Consider the following 16,828-nt stretch of genomic DNA (forward strand, 5'->3'; position numbering starts at 1 on the left):
CCGGTCGGGCGAAACTGGGGGCATGTCAACCCAGCTCGAGGATCCATTTTATCCGATGGACCGGACGCCCGGGTGTCCGCTCGATCTACCGGTGAAGCTCCGTGAAATCGCCAAAACCGCCCCGGTATCCAGGGTGCGGATCTGGGACGGCAGCACGCCGTGGCTGATCACCGGGTACGCCGAGGCCCGGGAGGTGCTGACCGATCCACGGGCCAGCTCCGACCAGAGACTGCCGGGATACACGTTCGCGGCGCCGCAGGCCAAGGCGTTCCACACCCGCAACCGCTCCATGCCCACCGTCGACGACCCGGAGCACGCGTACTTGCGGCGCATGGTCACCGCAGACTTCTCGAACCGGAAGGCGCAGGCCCTGCGCCCGGTCTTCCAGCGGACCATGGACGAGCTCGTCGATGCCATGCTCGCCGCCGGGAACACCGCGGACCTGTTCGCCGACCTCGCCGTGCCGATGTCGTCCAAGGCCATCTGCGAAGTCCTCGGCGTCCACCACAGCGAGGGCGAGCGGTTCGCCGCGCTCGGCCGGATCATGGCGGTGCCCGGTTCCCCCGACTCGGTGCACGCCGGAGTCGTCGAGGACATGCGCGCGCTGCTGGGGTCGCTCGTGCGGCAGGCCCACACCGATCCGGGCGACGGCGTGATCGGGCACCTGGTGCGCGCCGGCGAACTGTCCGACGAGGAGATCGTCGCGACCGCCCTGCTGGTGATGGCCGCCGGACACGGCGCGACCGCGCACATGACCACGCTCGGGACGATGGCCCTGCTGGCCCACCCCGACCAGCTCGAGCTGGTCCGGGACTCGCGGGATCCGGCGTTCATCGCGAACGCGGTCGAGGAGCTGCTGCGCTACCTCAGCGTCGCGCACCTGGGCCGGCGCCGGGTGGCCAAGGAGGACCTCGAGGTCGGCGGCGTGCTCATCCGCAAGGGCGAGGGCATCATCGTCGCGACCGATACCGCGAACCATGATCCGCGGGCGTTCGACGGGGATCCGGACGCGCTCGATCTCCACCGTGACGCCCGGCACCATCTCGCTTTCGGCTTCGGCATACATCAGTGCCTCGGGCAGCAGCTCTCGCGGGTGCTGCTGCAGGTGGTGTTCGGAACCCTCTACCGGCGCATTCCGACCCTCCAACTCGCGATCCCGGTGGACCAGATCTCGTACAAACTCGATCTGGCCATCTACGGGGTGAATGAACTTCCGGTGAAGTGGTGACGGTCGACTCGGGGAGAGGCTTCGTGCGCATCAATCTGGACAGGGAAAAGTGCATCGGTTCCGGTCAGTGTGTCCTGGCCGCGCCCGATTGGTTCGACCAGGACGACGACGGAATCGCCGTCGTCCTGGAGGGGAAGGCGACCGAGGAGGACTCGGAGGACCTGCACCACGCAGCGTTCACCTGCCCGGCGCTGGCTATCAGTCTGGACTCGGAATAACAGGATGACCGTGAATCCCGTGGCCGGCGACCTCGCCGACCTGTCACCCAGCGCGGTTTCCCTGAGAGGCAGTTGGGACGACCTGCCGGCGACGGTCCTCGCCGCGATCGAGTCGAACGTCGGACCGGTCGAGCGGGTCGAGCCGGCCCAGGACGGCTACAGCAGCCACGTCGCGGCCACCGTGTGGAGCGGCCGGGACCGCGTGTTCGTCAAGGGGCTGCGCACGGACCACCCGGCGGCGCTCGCCCAGGGCTGCGAAGTGGCGGTCAACCCCTTCGTCGTCCCGCTGGGGCCGAAGGTGCTGTGGCGGGTCGAGACCGACGGCTGGGACGTCCTCGGCTTCGAGCACCTGGAGGGCCGCCGCGCCGAGTACCACGCCGGATCCCGCGACCTGCAGCTGGTGGTCGACGTGATGGCGGAACTCGGCGCGGTCGCCGGCCAGGACGCCCCGGTTCCCCGGGCCGAGCAGCGCTGGGCGCCGTACCTGGACGATCCGGCGTCGGCCCGGATGCTGCACGGGGACACCCTGCTGCACACCGACTGGCACCACACCAACATGCTCGTCACGCCGACCGGGCACGTCCGCCTGGTCGACTGGGCCACCGCCACCCGGGGCGCGGCGTGGATAGATCCGGCCTGCTGGGTCGTCTGGCTCGTCTACGCCGGGAACCCGCCGCGCGCGGCGGAACAGTGGGCCGCCCGTGTCCCTGCCTGGAGGTCCGCGGAGCCCGGCGTGCTCGACGTCTTCGCGGACGTGCTGGCCAGGTACTGGCAGTACGTCGCGATCCACCATCCGAACCGCATGACCGGTGAGCTTCGCGACGCGAGCGCGCGGTGGGCGGCGTACCGCCGGTCCGTCGGCCCGGCCGGTCAGTGAGGACGAACCCATGAAGTATGTGCCCCTCGGCGCGAGCGGCCTCGCCACCTCGGTCTACGCGCTGGGCACCGCGACGTTCGGGGGCAGCACCGACGAGGCCGAGGCGGTCCGGGTGCTGGACACCTTCGCCGAGGCCGGCGGCCTGTTGATCGACACGGCGGACGCGTACGGCGACGGCAGGGCCGAGGTGGTCATCGGCCGGTGGCTGCGCACCCGGACGGCGGAGGTGCGCGAGCGGATGCTGCTGTCCACGAAGGGCGGCGGCTACACGACCACGGCGGGCCGCAACCAGTGGGGCAACACGCGGCACAACCTGACCCGCGCGCTCGAGGCGTCCCTGCGCAACCTCGGCGTCGACTGCGTGACGCTCTACCAGGCGCACACCTGGGATCCGCTGACGCCGCAGGAGGAGACCCTGCGGTTCCTCGACGACGCGGTGCGCGCCGGCAAGATCCGCTACGTCGGCATCTCCAACTACACGGGCTGGCAGCTGCAGAAGGCCGTCGGCCTGGCCGAATCCATGGGGCTGGCCAGGCCGGTCACGTTCCAGGCGCAGTACAGCCTGCTGTGCCGGGAGGTCGAATGGGAGATCGTCCCGGCGGGCCGGGCCAACGGCCTGGGGATGCTCGCGTGGTCACCGCTGTCGGGGGGCCTGCTCAGCGGCAAGTACGCACGCCATGCCACGCCGGCCGGCCCGGCGAGGTTCGCCGACCAGCGCGAGCGCGGGAAGATGCACAACGCCTACGTCGACGCCCTGTACCGCTCGCACGCGGCCGGCGACCGCACGTGGCGGATCCTGGAGATCCTCGACGAGATCGGCGCCGCGCGGAACGTCTCCCCGGCTGCCGTCGCGTTGGCGTGGGTGACGGCGCAGCCGGGCGTCAGCGGGGCCGTGCTGGGTGCGCGCGACGCGGGACAGCTCGCGGACAACCTCCAGGCCCGGTGGATCACGCTGGAGGACGACGAGGTCGCTCGCCTCACCGAGGCGAGCGACCCCAGACCGGCCGGTTATCCCTACGGCGCCTTCGGGGCGATGCAGCGGAGCCGGACGATCGAGTGAGCGGACCGGACCGGTCAGCCCAGCGTCGTGGAGACGAGGACGTAGCCGAACTCCGGAGTGTTGGAGAAGTCGCGGGTCGCCGTGATCAGGGCGTCGACGTGGTCCGAGTTCCCGTTCTCCTCCAGCTGCCCCCGCACGTCCTCCCAGGCGTCCGCGAGGAGGTTCCCCGTGCGGGCCACGTTGTCACTGATGTCCAGGACGTCGGGACCGGTGAAGCCGTGCGAGGCGAGCTGGGCGAGGTAGTCGTCCAGGGGACCGATCGTGTGCACGCCGAACGTCTCGCAGATCCGCTGGACGGCCTGCAGGCCGTCCTCGCTGATCGGCCCCCGCAGGACGAAGTCCGCGATCACCAGCCGGCTCTTCGGGCGCAGCACGCGCGCGGTCTCGGCCAGCGCCCGGTTGCGGTCGGGGATGTGGAACATCGATTCCAGCGCCCATGCGGCGTCGAACGAGTCGTCCGGGAACGGCATCTGCTGCGCGTCCGCGTACTCGAACGTCGCACGGTCCGCGAGGCCGGCCTCGGCGGCGCCGGCCCGTGCCTGCGCCACCTGGGACTCGCTGATCGTGATGCCGACCACGTCCACCGGGTGGCCGCGGAGCAGTCGGGCCGCCGGCTTGCCGATGCCGCAGCCGATGTCGAGCACGCGCTGGCCGGCTTGCGGGGCCAGGCGCTCGATCATCAGATCGGTGAGCCGGTCCGTCGCCACCTCCGGGGAGGCGTCGTCGTCCTCGTCGTGCCAGTACCCGTTGTGCAGATTACCGCCCCAGCGGTCTCGTATCTTTCCTGCTACGCGAACTTTTCCACTGCCGTTGTAGAAATTCGCGACGTCGCTGTTCGCGCCGGATGGTCCGACCGTCATGGCGTCACTTCCTTGCGAGATTCGGATACCTCTGAGGTCCCGGTAGAATTTAATGGCCCAGGGGGGTGACCAGAAGTGGACCTTCGTACACGCGTACATATATGTACGAAAGTATTATTCACTGGCCCACGTGGATCCGATAGAACCGAACGAGGATTCCGAGGATTCCGGCGTGCCGGGGTGGAAGGATGGGGCGATGTCCGAAGAGCGGGCCGAAACAGATTTCGATCATCACTCGGCGGAGTACGCCGCCGACCCCTGGGCTGCGAACATCGAGATGAACACGCACTGCCCGGTGTCCTACAGCCGGAAGCACGGCGGATTCTGGCTGGTCTCCGGATTCGAGCAGGTTTCCCAGGTCGCCCACCAGCCCGAGCTATTCTCATCCGCACACGAACTCCCGAATGTGCCAGGCCGGCCGCAGGGGACCGTCGTCCCGGCCTCGTCGTTCCGCGGGCTGCCGCTCGAAATCGACCCGCCCGAGTACAACGAATGGCGCAAGGCGCTCAACACCTTCTTCTCCCCGCCGGCCGCCCGGCGGTTGCGCCCCCGCATCCAGCAGTACGCCACCTGGTGCGTCGACAAGTCCATCGAGAGCGGCGAGATCGACCTGGTGCTCGACCTGTCGAACCCGGTGCCCGCGCTGATCACCCTCGAACTCGTGGGACTGCCGATGGACGACTGGCGGGTCTACGCCGACGTCCTGCACGCGCTGGTCTACACCCACCCCGGAACCCCCGAGTTCGACCGCGTGGAGGCCGACTTCGCGCGGCTGATCGAAGAGGTGCGGGCCCTGGTCCCGAAGCGCCGCGCCCACCCGGGCGACGACTTCATCAGCTTCCTGACCCAGGTCGAGATCGGGGGGGAGAAGCTCTCCGACGAGGACGTCGTCGGCGTCTGCAACGCCGTCATCCCCGGCGGGGTCGACACCACGACCGCCCTGCTCGCCTCGACCCTCGACTACCTCGACCGCAACCGGGACGCTCGGAAGACGCTCATCGACGCGCCCGAGCGGATCCCCGAGGTGTGCGACGAGTTCCTGCGGTACTTCACCCCCGTCATGGGCGCCGGCCGCACGGCGATGGCGGACACCACGGTGGACGGCTGCCCGATCCGCAAGGGCGAGCGCGTGCTGCTGTCGTGGGCCGCGGCCAACCTGGACGCGAAGGTGTTCCCGCAGCCCGAGGTCATCGACCTGGACCGGGACGCCGGCCGGCAGGCGGCGTTCGGCGTCGGCATCCACCGGTGCATCGGACGCCACATCGCCCGCATGGACTTCGAGGTGGTGATCGGCGAGGTCCTGGCGCGCATGCCGGACTACGAGATCATCGCGGGCGAGGCGGAGAAGTACCCCACCGTGGGGCAGATCCACGGCTACCTGCGGATGCCGGTGCGGTTCACCCCCGGCAAGCGCATCGGCTCGGAATCGGCGAGCAACCCACTGCCGGCGGCACTGTTCGAGTGACCCGCCGGAGAACACCTGCAGGAGGCGACATGGCACGGCAGCCCAGAGTGGTGCGGCTGGGAGCGATCATCGACGGTCCGGGAGGGCACATCGCCGCGTGGCGGCATCCGCTGACCCGGCCCGACGCTCAGCTCGACTTCGAATTCCACCGCCGCAACGCGCTCACGCTGGAACGGGCGGTGTTCGACTGCCTCTTCGTCCCCGACGTCGTGGCGCTGTGGGGCACCGACGTCGAGCACCTGAGCAGGACCGCGCGCAACGAGCACTTCGAGCCGCTCTCGCTGCTGTCCGCGTTCGCGGCGGTCACCGACCACATCGGCCTCGCCGCGACCGCGACCACGACGTACAACGAGCCCTACGACATCGCCCGCAGGTTCGCCTCCCTCGACCACATCAGCGGTGGCCGGGCCGGATGGAACGTGGTGACCTCGGCCGCGCCCTGGGAGTCGCGCAACTTCGGCTTCGACGAGCACATGGAGCACGATCTTCGCTACGTCCGGGCCGACGAGTTCATCTCGGTGGCGAACCGGCTCTGGACCAACGGCCGTGAACCGGTGGACCACACGGGGCGGTTCTTCAGCGTGCGCGGCCCGCTCGACGTGCCGTCCCCGCCGCAGGGCCGACCGGTGATCTTCCAGGCCGGCGCGTCCCCGGTCGGACGGGACTTCGCCGCCCGGCACGGCGAGGTGCTGTTCACCCGGCACACCAGGCTGGCGGACGCCCAGGAGTTCTACGCCGACCTCAAGAACCGCGCGGCCGCGTACGGCCGCGATCCCGACTCGATCCAGATCTGGGTCGGACTGCAGCCGATCGTCGCCGACACCGAGGCCGCCGCCCGGGACCGGCTGCGGGAGCTGCAGGAGCTGATGCCCGACATCGTCGCGCTGCGGGCGCTCCAGGACCAGCTCGGCGACGTGGACCTGACCGGCTATCCGCTGGACGGACCGGTGCCCGACCTGCCGGTGTCCAACCACTCGCACAGCACCGCGCAGCGTTGGATCGAGCTGGCCAGACGGGACAACCTGACGCTCCGCCAACTCTCGCTGCGCACGGCCGGTGACATCGTCGCCGGCACCCCGGAACAGCTCGCGGACCACATGGAGTCCATGTTCACCCAGGGGGCGGCCGACGGGTTCATCGTCGACTTCCCCTACCTGCCGGGTTCGTTGGACGACTTCGTCGACCACGTCGTGCCGGAGCTGCGCCGGCGCGGCCTGGTGCGCACGGCCTACACCGACGGCACCCTGCGGGACAATCTCGGCCTGACCACCGCGTCTCGGGTAGGTGTCAAATGACGATCGCGCTGTTCACCCAGCTGCCCGCCGGCCCCGACGAGGGCGGCGGATTCCCGCAGGCGCTCGGTCGTGCTCGCGCCGCCCAGGACAGCGGCATCGACGCCCTGATCCTGCCGGACCGGCGCTCGACCGGCCCGGACGGCCCGGGCGGCCTCGAGGCGGGCACACTCGCCGCCGCACTGGCGGTGTCGACCGGGGGGATCGGCCTGGTGCCCACGATCTCGACCGAGTACGCGGCGCCGTACCACGTCGCCCGGCTGCTCGCCACGATCGACCAGTTCGGCGGCGGCTGGGCGGGATGGGCGATCGCCCCGCCCGCCGTGGCGGCGGACGCGGCGAACCACCAGCCGGACGCTCCCGCCCCGCTCCCGTCCCAGCGGGCCCGCGCGGACGAGTTCGCCCGGGTACTGGCCGGGCTCTGGGACAGCTTCCAGGACGATGCCTTCCTCCGGGACCGCGAGTCGGGCGTGTACTTCGTGCCCGAGCGGCTGCGTACCCTCGACCACCGCGGCGAGCACTTCGCCGTGGCCGGCCCGCTGAACATCGCCCGCCCGCCGCAGGGACACCCGGTCCTGGTCCGGCAGGTCACCTGCGCCGAGGACGCCGCCTCCGCCGGCGCGTTCGGCGACCTGGCGGTGGTGCCGCTGGCGGTCTCCGCTGCCGCGGCCGATCTGGCGCGGGCGGTGGACGACGCGTGCGGTGCGGCCGGGCGGCGCCGGGAGGACGTGCGGCTGCTCCTGGAGCGGACGGCCGACACCCCGGTGGACGAGCTGCTGAGCGAGGCGGAGGACGGACCGGCGGACGGATTCGTCCTCCTCCCGTCCGCCGGTGCCGGGTTCGAGACCGCGCTGGAGACGGCCCGCGCGGTGCGGCAGAAGTTCCCCCCGGGCGCCGGCCCCACGTTGCGTGCCCGCCTGGGACTGCCGCGCCCGGCCGGCCGCTGAACGATCGACGGGCCGGACCGCCACTTCGGTGGCGGTCCGGCCCGTCGCGCAGTCACCCGTGACTCAGTCCAGCAGCCGGCCGGCCAGCGCCTCCTGGTCGTCCGCCGTCCAACCGTGGGTGGCGAGCCACGCGCGGACGCCGTCGAACCGGTCGTCGAACGTGTCGAGCAGGTCCTGGATGTAGGCGGGGCGCGGCAGGAGGCTCGCGAAGGGGCGGGAGCTGATGTCGGCGGCGTACAGGGGGTTGTCCCGCAGCCGCTCGACGATCTCGGCCATCTGCTCGCCGGAGCGCACGTAGTCCGCGACGACGTCCTCCCTGCGCACCCCGATCGCCTCCAGGGCCAGTGCGCACACCACGCCGGTCCGGTCCTTGCCCATCGCACAGTGGACCACCGTCGCTCCCGTGCCGTGCGCGATGACGCGCAGCGCCGCCACCACGGAGTCCGGCCGTTCGGCGCAGTAGCGGAGGTAGTGCCCGGTCGATCCGGCGGGCTTGGGCCGACCGTCCACGCCCGACCGGTTCCAGGGCATCGCCCGCTCGGTGTCCACCCGCTCCGAGCCCTGGGCGGACCCCGGGGGAGACTCGGCGAGCAGCGACAGGTTGCGGATCCTGACACCGGGCACCCGGGCCAGCGGCCCGGGTGCCTCGCGCCGCACCTCGGCGGTGCTGCGCAGGTCGATCACCTCGCGGACGCCGAGCGTCCGCGTGAGGTGTTCGACGTCCGCCGGGGTCAGCTCCTGGAGGCCGCCCGACCGGATCAGTCGGCCGAATCGGGTGACGCCGTTCGCCGCGGTGGCCAGTCCGCCCAGGTCGCGGACGTTCAGCGCGCCCGCCAACTCGATCCGCTGGGTGCCGGGGTTCATCGCGGGACCTCCGCAGTCTCGGTCAGGGGCAGCGGCCGGAGGTCGGCGCCGTCCGGGGAACGCGGCCCGATCCACCGGGCGAGGGGCTCCCGCGGGGTGTAGGGCGCCCAGCCTGGATCGCCGTGGCGCGCCAGGCGCACGAGCCCGCTCTGCTCCTGTGCCCCGACCTCGCGGTCGGTCCCGGTGCCCTCCGCTCCGTCCGCGTCGCAGAAGAGCGCCGCGGTGTCGGCGGCGTGCACGGCGCGGCGGGCGATCCCGGGGTACCCGGCGAGGTGCGACGTGGTCGGGTGGTAGTCGAACACCTGGGCCCAGCAGGGCGCGGCACCGGCGGTACCCGGGCCCGGCGTGTCCAGCGCGGACAGCAGCCGCTCGGCCGGGCGGACGTACAGCTCGTCGGACAGCCGGCCGACCTTCTCGCCGCGGGACGTGTCGTCGGCCCCCCCGATCAGCCGGGAGTACTTCGCGTCGACGGCCGCCCCCTCCTCGACGATCTCCAGGATTCCCGCCTCCTCCGAGGTGACCGACACCAGCACGGGGATCCGGTCCGCGCGGTCCGCGATCGCCGGCAGCGGCGGCTGCGGGATCAGGTCACCGTCGACCACTGCGTGGTACCGCACCTGTCCGGCCCGCAGGGTCTGCGAATGCGCGTACCGCAGCGCCACGTTCGACAGCCCGGCCAGGGCACCGGCGTCGTTCGCGAGCCGGCCGGCGGCGCTCAGGAAGCGTTCCGCGAGCCCGGCCGCTTCGTCCCGCGACTGCGCGAGTTCGGCGTTGCCGCTGTAGACGGCGGCCTTGTGGAACAGCCCCGCGGCCGAGGGAACGCCCAGGAGGGTCGCCACGTCGGTTCCGCCGGTCGACAGCCCGAAGATCGTCACGTTACCGGGGTCGCCCCCGAAGGCGGCGATGTTGTCCCGGACCCAGCGCAGCATCAGCAGCTGGTCGCGCACGCCGAGGTTGGTGCTGTCGGCGAATTCCGGGTCGAGGTCGGCCAGCGGGAGCCAACCCCACGGCCCCAGACGGTAGTTGGCTGTCACGATGACCAGGTCGTGCCGGGCCGCGTAGGCCCACGGGTCGACGGTCCGCATCGTTCCGCCGACCATGTGCCGACCGGGGTGGAACCAGACCAGCACCGGCTGGGGATCGGGGCGTTCCGGGCGCGCGGACCAGATGTTGAGGTTGAGGCAGTCCTCGTGCTGCACCGCGTCCGGATACAGCGGACTCCAGCGCTGCGGCGTCGGGGACATGGGCACCTGCCAGCTCACCGGGCCCCACCGAACGGCGTCGACGGGGTTCCCGCCCGTGGCCGGAAGAGCCGGGCGGAACCGGCCCGGAATCCGTCCGTACGGTATTCCGCGCCAATTCGGGACACCGCGATCGAGGAATCCGCGGACAGGTCCGGAAGTGGTCTCGATCGCTGACACGCTGTCTCCCCAGTCTTCGGAACTCACACTCGTCGAGCCAATTGCAGGAAGGTGCCCGAGGTGGTGCGGACGGTTCCGCCGCAGCCCTCGATCACCGCGCGCACACCGTCGAACAGGGCGGACCGGTTCGTGGGCTCCATGCGGTGATGGTCGCTGAACGTACCGATCAGCCCGATCCATTCGTCCGCGTTCAGGGCGAGGCTCCACCGGTAGTTCCGTTGGGCCACCGCGGTGAAGTCTGCGCCGTCCGCCAGCGGATCGCGGACACCGGTCGTGCTCTTCTGCCGGGCTCCTCCCACCTGGACCCCGGGGGCGTGTTTCCGGTAGACCCCGCCGAGTTCCTCGAGTATCGGATCGTCCAATACGTGGAAGTTCCAGAAACGGGCGATGTGCCCGCCGGGCACCAGGACCCGCGCGGCCCTCCGGGCACCCTGCTCCGGGTTCACCCAGTGCCAGCTGTCCGCGCTGATGATCAGGTCGAACTGCCGCCCGCCCGGATCCCAGGCCTCGAACGTCGTGGTCTCGACGGGCAGGCCCCGGCGCCGCGCCACGCGGGCCATGCGGTCGTCGGGTTCGATCCCGGACACGGACAGCCCCCGCGCGGACAGCGCCGCCGACGCCTTCCCGGTGCCGCACCCGACGTCGAGGACGTCCGTCGCGCCCAGTCGCACGAGGTCGTCGATCAGTTCGGCCGGATATTCCGGGCGGTGACGATCGTAGTCCTCGGCCGAGGCGCCGAACGACTCGGCGCGTGCACGGTCGAGATGACGTGTGCTGAAGGACATGGTATTTGTTTCCCTCCGCCACGCGGACCGGCTGAAATTCGGCAGTCAGCATGCCGAGGTGCCCCATGTAACCGGTATCGCTCCAGGAGGTGAAGTGAACCTTCGTGCAGAACCTCCGCTGTACCAAGGGCCACTTCACACGGGCGCCGGAAGATCGGTAGAAGTGGGCAGTGTCCAGTATTCTGCCGACGCCGGAGGGCGATTCCATGCCGCAGCAAGAGTCGGTGCCGGACGGTCCACCGGCGCCCCTCGCCGATGTGAAGGTAATCGACATCGGAACCTTGCTGGCGGCCCCGTTCGCGGCGGCGATGCTGGGTGATTTCGGTGCCGACGTGATCAAGATCGAACACCCCACCGGAGATCCGCTCCGCGGGTACGGCTACCAGTGCGACGACGTCCCGCTGCTGTGGAAGGTCGTGAACCGCAACAAGAAGAGCGTCGTCATGGACCTGAAGGACCCGCAGAACCATGACCGCTTCGTCGAGTTGGTGGCCGGCGCCGACGTCCTGATCGAGAACTTCAGGCCCGGCACGCTGGAGCGGTGGGGATTCGCCCCCGAAGTGCTTCAGAAGGCCAACCCGGACCTGGTCGTGACGCGAGTGACCGGGTTCGGCCAGGACGGCCCGTACGCGGGCAGACCCGGCTTCGGCACCCTCGCGGAGGCGATGAGCGGTCTCGCCGCGATGTCCGGCGACCGCGACGGCCCACCGCTGCTCCCGGCGTTCCCGCTGGGGGACGTCATGGCCGGCCTGCAGGCCGCCTGCGCGACGCTGATCGCGCTGCACGCCCGGCAGCGGATCGGACGCGGCCAGGTGGCCGACGTCTCGATCACCGAGGCGATGATCGCGGCGATGGGAGCCCAGGTGACCGCCTACGACAAGCTCGGGGTCAAGCCCCGGCGGGTCGGCAGCGGCTCGGACAACAACGCGCCCCGCAACGTCTACCGCTGCGCCGACGGGCGGTGGGTGGCCGTGTCGGCGCCCGCGCGGTCCGTGGCCGAGCGGGTGGTCCGCCTGGTGGGCCGGCCCGAGCTGGCCGAGGAGCCGTGGTTCGCCACCGGCCGTGGCCGGGTGTCACGGCGTGAGGTGCTGGACGACGCGCTCGGGCAGTGGATCGGCCGCTTCCGCCGGGACGAGGTGATCGTCGCGTTCGAGGAGGCCGGGGCCGCCGTCGCGCCGATCTACGAGGTGGATGACGTACTGCAGGACCCGCACTTCCGGGCGAGGCAGGCCACGGTGACCGTACCCGACAGCGAACTCGACAGCGTCTGCATGCCGAACGTGGCATTCCGGCTCTCCGAGACACCGGGGCGGATCCGGTGGCCGGGACCGCAGCTGGGTGAGCACACCGACGACGTCTTGAACGGAGACCACCGATGACCGCGACCGCCGAGGACCAGCGCTGGAAGGTGCTGGACCCGTCATCCGAGCCGACCGACCCCGACGAATACCTGCGGACCGCGGTCCGCTGGCACTTCGGTGCGGAGACCGGATCCCCGTTCTGGCTGCGGCGCATGGAGCAGCTGGACTTCGATCCACTGACCGAGGTGCGGACCTACGACGACCTGCGGCGCTTCCCGAACGTGGTGGACGAGCTGCGCAGCGTGCCGGTGGAGGACCTCGTCCCACGCGGCTACGGCCCCAACCCGCCCGCCCCGCGGGTCTTCGAGAGCGGCGGGACGACCGGTGCGCCGAAGCGGGCGATCTTCATGCCGGACTGGATCGCCAACTCCGTGGACCGGATGCTGAAGGGGCCCCAGTTCGCGGACCGGGAGCCGTCCAACATCCTGGTGCTCACGCCGACGGGACCGCACAAGATCGGCTGCATGTACGACTACATCGCCGAACGCCAGAACACGATCAAGTTCTGCATCGACATGGACCCTCGGTGGGTCAAGAAGGTCATCGCGACCAAGCAGGCGGACCAGGCCGAGGCGTACCTCGAGCACATCCTCGACCAGGCGGAGCACATCCTGGCCACCCAGCGGGTCGGGCTCCTGGTGACCACCCCGCCGGTGCTGCGCGCGTGCGCGCGCCGGCCACGGCTGGTCGAACTCATCAACGCCAAGGTGGAACTGATCTTCTGGGGCGGCGCCCACATGACCGTCGACGAGCGTTTCGTCCTGCGCCACGAGCACTTCCCGAACGTGCGCATGATCAGCAGGTACGGCAGCCTGATGATCCTGGAGAGCGCCACCGAGCGCCCGGGGCTCAGCCCGGACGAGGACATCGTCTACGACCCGCGCAGCCCCGTGGTGACCTTCCGGGTCGTCGACCCCGTGACGGGCCGGTCGGTCGAGTACGGCGAACGCGGGCAGATCGTCATGAACCACGTCAGCAAGGGCATGTTCCTGCCCAACAACCTCGAACGGGACACGGTGATCCGGGTGCCGGGCCCGACGGGACAGATCGGCGATTCGGTGTCCTCGCCGGCTCCGGTCGACACCTTCGCCGGCGAGAAGGTCATCGAGGGTGTCTACTGACCCTCCCCCTCGGAACCGGCCCGGACGGTCCGACGACCTGTCCGGCGTCCCGGCCGATACGGCGAGGTCCGCCCCTGCCCCGGCACCGGCGGGGGCGGACCGCCGGGATACCGTCGACGACATGGTCGACCTTGCGGTGCGTCACTTCCCCGGCCGGGACGGCACCAGGCTCGCCTACCGGGAGACCGGCACCGGGCGGCCCCTGGTGCTGTTGCACGGCTTCTTCTCGTCCGGGCTCCGGAACTGGGTGCGGTCAGGATTCTCCGCCGCCCTCGCCGAACGCGGACACCGGCTGATCCTGCCGGACCTGCGGGCTCACGGCGACAGCGCCGCGCCCCGCGACGCCGCCCACTACCCACCCGACGTGCTCACCGACGACGCCCTCGCGCTGATCGAGCACCTGGAACTCGCCGACTACGACCTCGGGGGCTACTCCCTGGGCGCCCGAACGGTCGTCAGGATGCTGGTGCGGGGCGCGGCGCCGCGCCGGGCGGTCATCGCCGGGCAGGGGCTGCGCGAGGTCACCGGTCACGGTGGCACCGTGGCACGGCACCTGCGGCACGTCTTCGGCAACCTCGGCACGTTCGAACCCGGTTCGGCCGAGTGGAAGGCCGAACGGTGGCTGATCGAGACCGGGGGCGACCCCCAGGCGCTGCTGCACGTCCTCGACTCGGTCGTGGACACGAGCGCCGGCACCCTGACCGGGATCAGGGTGCCGGCGCTCGTGGTGGTGGGTGCCGACGACGATCGTGACGGCTCCGCCGAGGCCCTTGCCGGGGCCCTGCCGGACGGAACGCACGCGGTGGTGCCCGGGAACCACACGACCGCGATCACCGCGCCGGAGCTGGCGGAGGCGGTCGCGGGCTTCCTCGCGGATCAGTAGCGACGCTCTCCGTTGCCGTCGACCGGCGACCACCACTGGGTGTAGTTCGTCCCGCCGTCGCCGAAGATGCCGCCGTACCCCTCGACCACCTTGCCGTTGTCCCACTTGAGCATCTGCACGCCGGAGATGTCGAGCACGTCGAAGGGGGAGGTGCTGCCCTCCGGGGCCCCCTCGCGGACGGCGTGGATCTTGTTGGCGTCGATCGAGTAGCCGTCCTCGTTGTTGATGAGCAACGTGATGGGCTGCATGGTCCACGAGCCACCGGAGGCCGCGAGCATCTCCTGCACGTAGGACAGGAAGTCGTCGAGCCCCACTCGCCAGCCGGAGCCGGCGTGGCTGCCCGGCGCGAAGAAACGCAGGTCTTCGGACCAGTACAGTGCGGTCTTCTCCCGGTCGCCGCACGTCACCGCCTCGTACGCGGCAGCGACCAGTTCCGGCGTAATCTCAGTCATGTACCCTCCGATTGCGCATAGCAGGATTCGAGATCTTCGTCGTCGTGCGACCGGGTCGCGCCGTCGAATGCGATTCGCGGCGCCGCCGACCGGCACCCACGGGTAGGAATTCCGCCCGTCGCGAGCGGATTCTATCGGTCCAATTTATATGCAGGATTTTGCCGGGGCGAAAGCTGGACCTTCGTACAGGTGGGCAGGTGAGGTGGACGAAGGTTCAGTTCTCCGGCCGACTTCCGAGTGATAGGGGGAGCGCCGGAGAATTCCCGGCGGACCGTCCGGACCCGTCCGGCTCCTGCTGCGGCCGGGGCGAATCGGAATTGATTCACGGAATCAGAGGTCACGCGGCCCTGGCGGTGCGGCGCGGCGTTCGCTCCGGGATATGCCGTCGACCTGGCGACGGGTGCTCGACGGGGCCCTTTCGCGCAGGGACTCGAAAGCTGTCCTGTTTGTCGGACGGGAGTCGGTGCGATCGGAGGCCGGTGGCCTGCCGCGGACGACTTCGCCGTGGATCCGCCGGCGTGGTCCGTCCGGCTCCGGCGGTTTTCTCGATCAGTGCCGGGAAATCACTCACGTGCGGGTGATGCGGGTCGACGGAGAATCGCTCGATCGGAGATGTCGATTTGCGCCGACGTGGCCGTGCACGGGCAGGGCGTGCCGTGTCCGCGCGGGGCCGGACGGAGTCGTCCGTCCCACCGGGAGCGCCGCGGATCCGGCGTGACGCGCAGCCCGTCCCGGGTTCGGGGGGAGCCGACCGGGCGCCGGCGCCACGGTCACCCGGAGCGGACGGCTCCGACGGGAACGAGGTCCATGGTGTTCTCCGCGCGCTCCCTGAATTCGATCACGCTCCTCACCTTGTGCGCATCGGAGATCGCCGCGTCCTGCGATGACTTCTGATAGGCGTACGCGGCGAGGCCGGCCTGGAGCCGTGACTCCACGCCGATCTTGCTCATTATCCGGGCGACATGGGCCTTGACGGTCCGTTCGGTTATTCCCAGTCTCGTCGAGATCGTTCGGTTCGAGAATCCCATGCCGAGCAGGAGGAACACTTCGATCTCCCTGGGCGTCAGCAGTGTCGCCCTTTCCGCTTCGGTGTCCCAGGTGCGCGGTGTCATGCCGTGCACGCCGAGTTCCTGCTGGACCTCCGACACGTGCCACACCGCGCAGGAGAGTTCCTGCCGCACGGCGGACGCCATCGGGTGCTCCGGCGCACCGCATATTTCGCGCATGCGCGCCTCGATGCTCGCGGGTCGGACTTCGGAACGCTCCAGGCTGTCGGCCAGGTTGGCGAACCCCTGGCTCCGGCGGACGACGTTCAGGAACTTGGCCAGAGCTTCCTTGTCTTCCCATAGCTCTTGCACGGTGCTGATGATCAGCGATTTCAGATATTCCGACTCGGATACTGCCTCGTCCGTGGCCACACCTGTCCCCCTCCTGGTGATCGGTGGGGTCACCCAATCAACCGACAGCTGTGGCTCGCAAGACCCTTGGTTGGGACAGGGCAGGGGTCCAGGAGGACGGATCAGTCGGCATATGACACGCCAACCCTCAAAGTCCCCGTTCAGTCGCCGTGCCAGGTCGCCTACTCATCCGGAGCCAGGTTGACCGAAAGCTGTCCAGACGACCAGTGGCGGAGGCGCGAACCGGGAACGGCGGCGTTCGACTTCCGGACAGCAGGGGGCGTGGTTCGGTCGCTCGGCACCGGGTCGGAGGGAGGAGCGGGGACGGGCTCTCCCATGCGGAATTGGCTCCACCGCTTCCGCATGGGGCGGGTGGCGGTCCATCCGTGCACCCTGGCGCGTGGCCCGAAGTGTGCTGTGCCGGCGCCGTCCCCGCTCCGGTCCACGCGGCCGGGAGCCGACGTATTTCGGCCGATCTCGTCCGACTGGCCGGTTTCGGCCCTGGGAACCCGTCGAACTGGCCGGATCGCGTCGTTGCAACGCTCTTGCCGAGCCCCCGATCTGACTGGACCTCAGTACGAGCTGCGGGTCCGATCT

At 70.4% G+C, this 16,828-nt stretch carries 16 protein-coding genes; 10 read left to right on the forward strand and 6 right to left on the reverse strand.

Annotated features, from left to right (window positions below):
• Positions 1–22: 22 nt before the first annotated feature.
• From IF30_RS0122490 to IF30_RS0122505, 4 genes are read left to right on the forward strand one after another with little or no spacing between them, the layout of a single operon-like run.
• Positions 23–1,228, forward strand: coding sequence for a cytochrome P450 (locus IF30_RS0122490; RefSeq protein WP_030241286.1), 1,206 nt, complete (start codon positions 23–25; stop codon positions 1,226–1,228).
• Between the two features lie 23 nt (positions 1,229–1,251).
• Positions 1,252–1,446, forward strand: coding sequence for a ferredoxin (locus tag IF30_RS0122495; RefSeq protein WP_030241290.1), 195 nt, complete (start codon positions 1,252–1,254; stop codon positions 1,444–1,446).
• A gap of 4 nt (positions 1,447–1,450) precedes the next feature.
• Entirely contained in the window at positions 1,451–2,323 is an 873-nt protein-coding gene (locus IF30_RS0122500) for a phosphotransferase (RefSeq protein ID WP_051710832.1), read from the forward strand.
• 10 nt (positions 2,324–2,333) lie between these two features.
• The gene (locus IF30_RS0122505) at positions 2,334–3,383 is read left to right on the forward strand and encodes an aldo/keto reductase (protein WP_030241296.1); all 1,050 of its coding nucleotides are present in this window, start codon (positions 2,334–2,336) and stop codon (positions 3,381–3,383) included.
• Between the two features lie 14 nt (positions 3,384–3,397).
• Here IF30_RS0122505 and IF30_RS0122510 read toward each other — a convergent pair whose 3' ends face one another.
• On the reverse strand, positions 3,398–4,243 hold the full coding sequence (locus IF30_RS0122510; protein ID WP_030241298.1) for a methyltransferase domain-containing protein: 846 nt from the start codon (positions 4,241–4,243) through the stop codon (positions 3,398–3,400).
• 196 nt (positions 4,244–4,439) lie between these two features.
• On the opposite strand from IF30_RS0122510, the gene IF30_RS0122515 reads away from it, so the two are divergent.
• From IF30_RS0122515 to IF30_RS43820, 3 genes are read left to right on the forward strand one after another with little or no spacing between them, the layout of a single operon-like run.
• On the forward strand, positions 4,440–5,708 hold the full coding sequence (locus tag IF30_RS0122515) for a cytochrome P450 (protein ID WP_030241301.1): 1,269 nt from the start codon (positions 4,440–4,442) through the stop codon (positions 5,706–5,708).
• 29 nt (positions 5,709–5,737) lie between these two features.
• On the forward strand, positions 5,738–7,003 hold the full coding sequence (locus IF30_RS0122520; RefSeq protein WP_030241303.1) for an LLM class flavin-dependent oxidoreductase: 1,266 nt from the start codon (positions 5,738–5,740) through the stop codon (positions 7,001–7,003).
• Positions 7,000–7,947 (forward strand): LLM class flavin-dependent oxidoreductase, encoded by a 948-nt coding sequence (locus tag IF30_RS43820; RefSeq protein ID WP_051710834.1) that lies wholly within the window; start codon positions 7,000–7,002, stop codon positions 7,945–7,947. The genes IF30_RS0122520 and IF30_RS43820 overlap by 4 nt, the downstream gene beginning before the upstream one ends.
• Before the next feature lie 63 nt (positions 7,948–8,010).
• Here IF30_RS43820 and IF30_RS0122530 read toward each other — a convergent pair whose 3' ends face one another.
• From IF30_RS0122530 to IF30_RS49505, 3 genes are read right to left on the reverse strand one after another with little or no spacing between them, the layout of a single operon-like run.
• Positions 8,011–8,811, reverse strand: coding sequence for a tyrosine-protein phosphatase (locus tag IF30_RS0122530; RefSeq protein WP_030241308.1), 801 nt, complete (start codon positions 8,809–8,811; stop codon positions 8,011–8,013).
• Positions 8,808–10,259, reverse strand: coding sequence for a carboxylesterase family protein (locus tag IF30_RS0122535; protein WP_234322802.1), 1,452 nt, complete (start codon positions 10,257–10,259; stop codon positions 8,808–8,810). The genes IF30_RS0122530 and IF30_RS0122535 overlap by 4 nt, the downstream gene beginning before the upstream one ends.
• Positions 10,256–11,017: a class I SAM-dependent methyltransferase gene (locus IF30_RS49505; protein WP_051710839.1), complete on the reverse strand. Its 762-nt coding sequence runs from the start codon at positions 11,015–11,017 to the stop codon at positions 10,256–10,258. Before IF30_RS49505 ends, IF30_RS0122535 begins: the two co-directional genes overlap by 4 nt.
• Positions 11,018–11,223: 206 nt before the next feature.
• Here IF30_RS49505 and IF30_RS0122545 point away from each other — a divergent pair, with 206 nt between their 5' ends.
• The 3 genes from IF30_RS0122545 (at position 11,224) to IF30_RS0122555 (ending at position 14,382) form a co-directional block, all read left to right on the forward strand.
• Entirely contained in the window at positions 11,224–12,396 is a 1,173-nt protein-coding gene (locus IF30_RS0122545) for a CoA transferase (RefSeq protein ID WP_051710840.1), read from the forward strand.
• Positions 12,393–13,499 (forward strand): phenazine antibiotic biosynthesis protein, encoded by a 1,107-nt coding sequence (locus tag IF30_RS0122550; RefSeq protein ID WP_030241321.1) that lies wholly within the window; start codon positions 12,393–12,395, stop codon positions 13,497–13,499. Before IF30_RS0122545 ends, IF30_RS0122550 begins: the two co-directional genes overlap by 4 nt.
• A 121-nt stretch (positions 13,500–13,620) precedes the next feature.
• The gene (locus tag IF30_RS0122555; protein WP_030241324.1) at positions 13,621–14,382 is read left to right on the forward strand and encodes an alpha/beta fold hydrolase; all 762 of its coding nucleotides are present in this window, start codon (positions 13,621–13,623) and stop codon (positions 14,380–14,382) included.
• On the opposite strand, the gene IF30_RS0122560 is transcribed toward IF30_RS0122555, so the two are convergent.
• Both IF30_RS0122560 and IF30_RS49510 read right to left on the reverse strand, forming a co-directional pair.
• Positions 14,376–14,834, reverse strand: a complete 459-nt coding sequence (locus tag IF30_RS0122560; RefSeq protein ID WP_030241328.1) for a nuclear transport factor 2 family protein — start codon at positions 14,832–14,834, stop codon at positions 14,376–14,378. The genes IF30_RS0122555 and IF30_RS0122560 overlap by 7 nt on opposite strands.
• Positions 14,835–15,604: 770 nt before the next feature.
• Positions 15,605–16,252, reverse strand: a complete 648-nt coding sequence (locus tag IF30_RS49510; RefSeq protein WP_037900862.1) for a helix-turn-helix transcriptional regulator — start codon at positions 16,250–16,252, stop codon at positions 15,605–15,607.
• Positions 16,253–16,828 lie beyond the last annotated feature (576 nt).

The organism is Streptomyces sp. NRRL S-350, from assembly GCF_000719705.1.
Lineage (GTDB): Bacteria > Actinomycetota > Actinomycetes > Streptomycetales > Streptomycetaceae > Kitasatospora.

What these genes read in the sequence shown, in the direction of transcription:
- IF30_RS0122490 (WP_030241286.1), top strand. Translation starts at nt 23, where the DNA reads ATGTCAACCCAGCTCGAGGATCCATTTTATCCGATGGACCGGACGCCC.
- IF30_RS0122500 (WP_051710832.1), top strand. Translation starts at nt 1,451, where the DNA reads ATGACCGTGAATCCCGTGGCCGGCGACCTCGCCGACCTGTCACCCAGC.
- IF30_RS0122505 (WP_030241296.1), top strand. Translation starts at nt 2,334, where the DNA reads ATGAAGTATGTGCCCCTCGGCGCGAGCGGCCTCGCCACCTCGGTCTAC.
- IF30_RS0122510 (WP_030241298.1), bottom strand. Translation starts at nt 4,243, where the DNA reads ATGACGGTCGGACCATCCGGCGCGAACAGCGACGTCGCGAATTTCTAC.
- IF30_RS0122515 (WP_030241301.1), top strand. Translation starts at nt 4,440, where the DNA reads ATGTCCGAAGAGCGGGCCGAAACAGATTTCGATCATCACTCGGCGGAG.
- IF30_RS0122520 (WP_030241303.1), top strand. Translation starts at nt 5,738, where the DNA reads ATGGCACGGCAGCCCAGAGTGGTGCGGCTGGGAGCGATCATCGACGGT.
- IF30_RS43820 (WP_051710834.1), top strand. Translation starts at nt 7,000, where the DNA reads ATGACGATCGCGCTGTTCACCCAGCTGCCCGCCGGCCCCGACGAGGGC.
- IF30_RS0122530 (WP_030241308.1), bottom strand. Translation starts at nt 8,811, where the DNA reads ATGAACCCCGGCACCCAGCGGATCGAGTTGGCGGGCGCGCTGAACGTC.
- IF30_RS49505 (WP_051710839.1), bottom strand. Translation starts at nt 11,017, where the DNA reads ATGTCCTTCAGCACACGTCATCTCGACCGTGCACGCGCCGAGTCGTTC.
- IF30_RS0122545 (WP_051710840.1), top strand. Translation starts at nt 11,224, where the DNA reads ATGCCGCAGCAAGAGTCGGTGCCGGACGGTCCACCGGCGCCCCTCGCC.
- IF30_RS0122550 (WP_030241321.1), top strand. Translation starts at nt 12,393, where the DNA reads ATGACCGCGACCGCCGAGGACCAGCGCTGGAAGGTGCTGGACCCGTCA.
- IF30_RS0122555 (WP_030241324.1), top strand. Translation starts at nt 13,621, where the DNA reads ATGGTCGACCTTGCGGTGCGTCACTTCCCCGGCCGGGACGGCACCAGG.
- IF30_RS0122560 (WP_030241328.1), bottom strand. Translation starts at nt 14,834, where the DNA reads ATGACTGAGATTACGCCGGAACTGGTCGCTGCCGCGTACGAGGCGGTG.